Annotated in this window: 1 protein-coding gene; it reads right to left on the reverse strand. The window is 33.6% G+C overall.

Going from position 1 to position 565, the window contains the following annotated elements; all coding sequences use genetic code 11:
• Positions 1-94: 94 nt before the first annotated feature.
• The gene (locus tag PAT01_RS20045; protein WP_059364933.1) at positions 95-541 is read right to left on the reverse strand and encodes a hypothetical protein; all 447 of its coding nucleotides are present in this window, start codon (positions 539-541) and stop codon (positions 95-97) included.
• Between the last annotated feature and the right edge of the window lie 24 nt (positions 542-565).

Here is a 565-nt window from a genome sequence, read left to right on the forward strand (position 1 = left end):
AGACGCCCGCATAAGGGGCTGATAATTGTTTGCTAAAATGTGAAGCGTAGCGGAACCAAGCAAACTGTTAGCAGTCCCGTGCTTAATGCGCTTGTTATGTGTAAATTTTCTCCACACAATTAAAATCTGCAAATGTAACTTTAAATGTAGAACCTGAGCGTAACTCAATGATATGCTGAAATCCATTGCCTGTAATCGATACTTCATGGGTTAAAACATCACCATGAAAAGTATCACCATAATTAAATGGATTCTCAGTACCTATAAGTTCATATGATTTTACTTTTAAATAATTCAGAACAATATCACGGTCATGTTGTTGGCCAAGTAAATTTAATGAAATTGATAAAGAGGGTTCAAATGGACGAACCTTATTTCTATTTTCTGCAATAGTTATCGATGTAACCCATGCATCATGAAGTGATTTTGGGTGGTTTAATTCATACCTTTCAGTGTTTGCAGCAAACTCAAATAATTCACTCGGAAAATTATTCCTATTTGAATTTAGATTAGAAATATATTCATCAAAGCTAGAATTCATTTACCAAACTTCCATTTACACATA

Origin of the sequence: Pseudoalteromonas atlantica, from assembly GCA_007988745.1 — a bacterium.
Lineage (GTDB): Bacteria > Pseudomonadota > Gammaproteobacteria > Enterobacterales > Alteromonadaceae > Pseudoalteromonas > Pseudoalteromonas atlantica.